General features: G+C 70.0%; 5 protein-coding genes. 2 read left to right on the plus strand and 3 right to left on the minus strand.

Annotated features, from left to right (window positions below):
* Positions 1–47 precede the first annotated feature (47 nt).
* Complete coding sequence (locus QOC69_RS32210) at positions 48–596, minus strand: DUF1802 family protein (protein WP_526446554.1); 549 nt, start codon at positions 594–596, stop codon at positions 48–50.
* Complete coding sequence (locus QOC69_RS32215; RefSeq protein WP_526446555.1) at positions 593–865, minus strand: DUF2277 domain-containing protein; 273 nt, start codon at positions 863–865, stop codon at positions 593–595. Before QOC69_RS32215 ends, QOC69_RS32210 begins: the two co-directional genes overlap by 4 nt.
* A 36-nt stretch (positions 866–901) precedes the next feature.
* Between QOC69_RS32215 and QOC69_RS32220 the strand changes: the two genes are divergently transcribed.
* Both QOC69_RS32220 and QOC69_RS32225 read left to right on the plus strand, forming a co-directional pair.
* Positions 902–1,666 carry an enoyl-CoA hydratase gene (locus QOC69_RS32220; protein WP_526446556.1) on the plus strand — a complete coding sequence of 255 codons (765 nt, stop codon included), beginning with the start codon at positions 902–904 and terminating at the stop codon, positions 1,664–1,666.
* A 1-nt stretch (position 1,667) separates the two neighbouring features.
* On the plus strand, positions 1,668–2,231 hold the full coding sequence (locus QOC69_RS32225) for a class I SAM-dependent methyltransferase (protein ID WP_526446557.1): 564 nt from the start codon (positions 1,668–1,670) through the stop codon (positions 2,229–2,231).
* On the opposite strand, the gene QOC69_RS32230 is transcribed toward QOC69_RS32225, so the two are convergent.
* The coding region (locus QOC69_RS32230) for an MATE family efflux transporter (RefSeq protein WP_526446558.1) at positions 2,228–3,327 on the minus strand (1,100 nt) is incomplete at its 5' end. The genes QOC69_RS32225 and QOC69_RS32230 overlap by 4 nt on opposite strands.

Genomic DNA, 3,327 nt, shown 5'->3' on the forward strand with positions numbered 1-3,327 from the left:
CGGAAGGGGCATCCCTGCTGGTGTTGCCCGCGGGCCCGCAGCCGCCATCAACCAACTGAGGCGCGAACGAGTTCGGCGATCGCCTCCAGCGCGGCATCGTCGTGCACGGGATCGGCCCACGCCGGAAGCACCGGTAAGTCCACCCAACTGATGCACCCCGCATACGCCGGTTCCCTCGGCAGCCGCACCGGCTCGATCAGCGGCCTGGCCTGCACCACCAACACGGTGAGCCGGTGCCTTGGCCGGAAGTCCAGCCGGTCGGCACGCACGGACTCGGCGGTCCAGATGTGCGTCTGCTCGATGTCCGCCAACCCGTCGGGGTGGTTAACCGCAACGGCGGCCACCACTTTCGCGCCGGCCCGAACCACCACCTCCGCTTCGGTGCTGTCGGACGCGGCGGCATCGAGCAGGTCGCGGTGCTCGGGGCGGACCCGTTCGGCGTGACCATGTGCGACGGTCGGAAAGAAGACGAACTCCGGCGCGGCCAGGTCGAAGCGCTTCTCGCCGATGCCGCCCTTGCGCAACAACACCGTCTGCCTGCCGTCGAGCATCGCGTGCACGGCCGCGCTCCACTCCTTGAGCGCGGTCGCGCTCACTTCGCCGCAGCGGCGATGCGGGCGCGGACCTCGGGGCGACGCAACGGGGGCACCGTCTTGGGCGGCTGCCGTCGCGGCGGCAGTTCGGCAAGCAGACGCGCGGTGGTCGCGGTCACCTCGGCGACCGCGGCCTCGAAGGCGTCGGCGTTGGCGGCGGTCGGGCGGGTGATGCCGCTGACCTTGCGGACGTACTGACGGGAGGCGGCCTCGATCTCCTCAGCGGTCGCCGAGGGTTCCAGTCCGCGCAATTCGGTGATGTTCCGGCACATGCTTCAACCATATGTCGATGTCGATACGGTGAGAACATGCCTGACACCGAAGATGACGTCCTGCTGATCGACACCACCGATCGCGTCCGCACCCTGACCCTAAACCGTCCCCAGGCGCGCAACGCGCTGTCCTCGGCCCTGCGCACCCGGTTCTACGCGGCGCTGACCGAGGCCGAGGCGGACGGCGACGTAGACGCCGTGATCCTCACCGGCGCCGACCCGGTGTTCTGCGCAGGTCTGGACCTCAAGGAACTCGGCGACACCACGCAGCTTCCCGACATCTCGCCCAAGTGGCCGGCCATGGGCACACCTGTGATCGGCGCGATCAACGGCGCCGCCGTCACCGGCGGCCTCGAATTCGCGCTGTACTGCGACATCCTGATCGCCTCCGAGAACGCCCGCTTCGCCGACACCCACGCCCGCGTCGGGCTGCTGCCCACCTGGGGACTGTCGGTCCGGTTGCCGCAGAAGGTCGGCATCGGCCTGGCCCGGCGCATGAGCCTGACCGGCGATTACCTGTCCGCGCAGGACGCGCTGCGGGCCGGCCTGGTCACCGAGGTGGTCGCGCACGACGATCTGCTGCCCGCGGCCCGCAAGGTCGCCGCCTCGATCGTGGGCAACAACGCCAAGGCGGTGCGTGCCCTTCTGGAGTCCTACCACCGCATCGACGAGCAGCAGACCAGCCCCGGGTTGTGGATCGAGGCGAGGTCGGCCACGCAGTGGATGCAGGAGGCGACCGGCGACGACATCGCCGCCAATCGCGACGCCGTGTTCGAACGCGGCCGCGCCCAGGTGCAGTGACATGAACGAAGCCCATCAGCACTGCGGCAGCGACGAATGGCGCGAGATGATCCGCGAGGTCATCCTGCCCTGGGCGCTGGGCAATGCCGACCTCGGTGACGACGTGCTCGAGGTCGGGCCAGGGTACGGCGCCACCACCGACGTCTTGAGCCAGTCGGTGCCGAAGCTGACGTCGGTGGAGATCGACCCCGAGCTCGCCGCCATGCTGCGCGATCGTTTCGCCGACGTGCCGTCGGTGGAGATCGTCAACGCCGATGCCACGACACTGGCGTATGACGACCAAAGATTCACCGGTGCAGCGTGTTTCACCATGCTTCACCACGTGCCGACGGTGCCATTGCAGGACCGGTTGTTCGGCGAGATCGCCCGGGTCCTGCGGCCCGGCGCCGCGTTGGTGGCCAGCGACAGCCTCGCCAGCGACGAGTTGGCCGCCCACCACGAGGGCGACACCTACAACCCCGTCGACCCCGACTCGCTCCCCGTCCGCCTGGCCGCGGCGGGCTTCGAACGGATCGACGTGCGCACCAACCCGTATGGCTGGGCAGTCGTCGCGCACAGGGGCTAGCCGGTTCCAGCCACCAGCCAATGCCCGGAGAACGCGCGCCAGCCGACGAAGACCAGGCGCAGCACCATGAAGGTGGTCAGGCCCGACCAGATGCCCAGCAGTCCCCAGCCGAAGATCAGTGACAGCCAGATCAGCGGCAGGAAGCCGACCAGCGCACTGACGAGGGTGGCGTTGCGCATGAACTTCGCGTCACCAGCACCGAGCAAAACCCCGTCCAGCGCGAAAACGATTCCGGCGATTGGCAACTGAGCGACCAGGAACCACCACGGCACGCCGATCGCGTCCAGCACCGAGCGGTCGTCGGTGAACAGCGTGGGCAGCACCGACGCCCCGACGGCGAATACTGCTGCCAGTACCGCGGCGGCCAAGGTGGAGAACACCGTCACCCTCCACGCCACCGACTTCGCGTGCGCCAGCTGACCTGCCCCCAGCGCCGCGCCGACCAGCGACTGCGCGGCGATCGCCAGCGAATCCAGCACCAGCGCAAGGAAACCCCACAGTTGCAGCACCACCTGGTGCGCGGCGACCGCGGCCGCGCCGAACCGGGCCGCCACCGCCGCGGCAGACACGAAGCACGCCTGGAACGCCATGGTGCGCACCAGCAGATCGCGGCCCATCACCACCTGGGCCCGCAACACGGTGAAGTCCACGGACAACGGCACCCGTTCGGCCAGCAGCGCGCGGCAGAACAGCAGGGCCGCCAGCCACTGCCCGACCAGATTGGCCACCGCCGAGCCGGCCAGCTCCATGCGCGGCAACCCCAGCCAGCCGTACACCAGCGTCGGGCACAGCACCGCGGACAGGGCGAATCCCGCGACGACGTAGCGCAGCGGCCGCGCGGTGTCCTGCACGCCGCGCATCCAGCCGTTGCCCGCCAGCGAGATCAGGATGGCTGGCGCGCCGAGGATCGCGATCCGCAGCCACGGCAGCGCCATGTCGGCGATCTCACCGCCGTCGGCGATCACCCGCAGCAGCGGCACCGCCGCCACCTCGACCGCCGCCACGACGAGCACCCCGAGCCCGACCGCCAGCCAGGTGGCCTGCACGCCCTCCCCGACGGCCGACCCGCGGTCACCGGCCCCGAAGAACCGGGCGG

This window comes from Mycobacterium sp., from assembly GCF_032162105.1.
Classification (GTDB): domain Bacteria; phylum Actinomycetota; class Actinomycetes; order Mycobacteriales; family Mycobacteriaceae; genus Mycobacterium.

Bases quoted from the DNA above. Each gene is read 5' to 3' on its own strand.
- QOC69_RS32215 (WP_526446555.1), bottom strand. From the start codon at position 865: ATGTGCCGGAACATCACCGAATTGCGCGGACTGGAACCCTCGGCGACC.
- QOC69_RS32220 (WP_526446556.1), top strand. From the start codon at position 902: ATGCCTGACACCGAAGATGACGTCCTGCTGATCGACACCACCGATCGC.
- QOC69_RS32225 (WP_526446557.1), top strand. From the start codon at position 1,668: ATGAACGAAGCCCATCAGCACTGCGGCAGCGACGAATGGCGCGAGATG.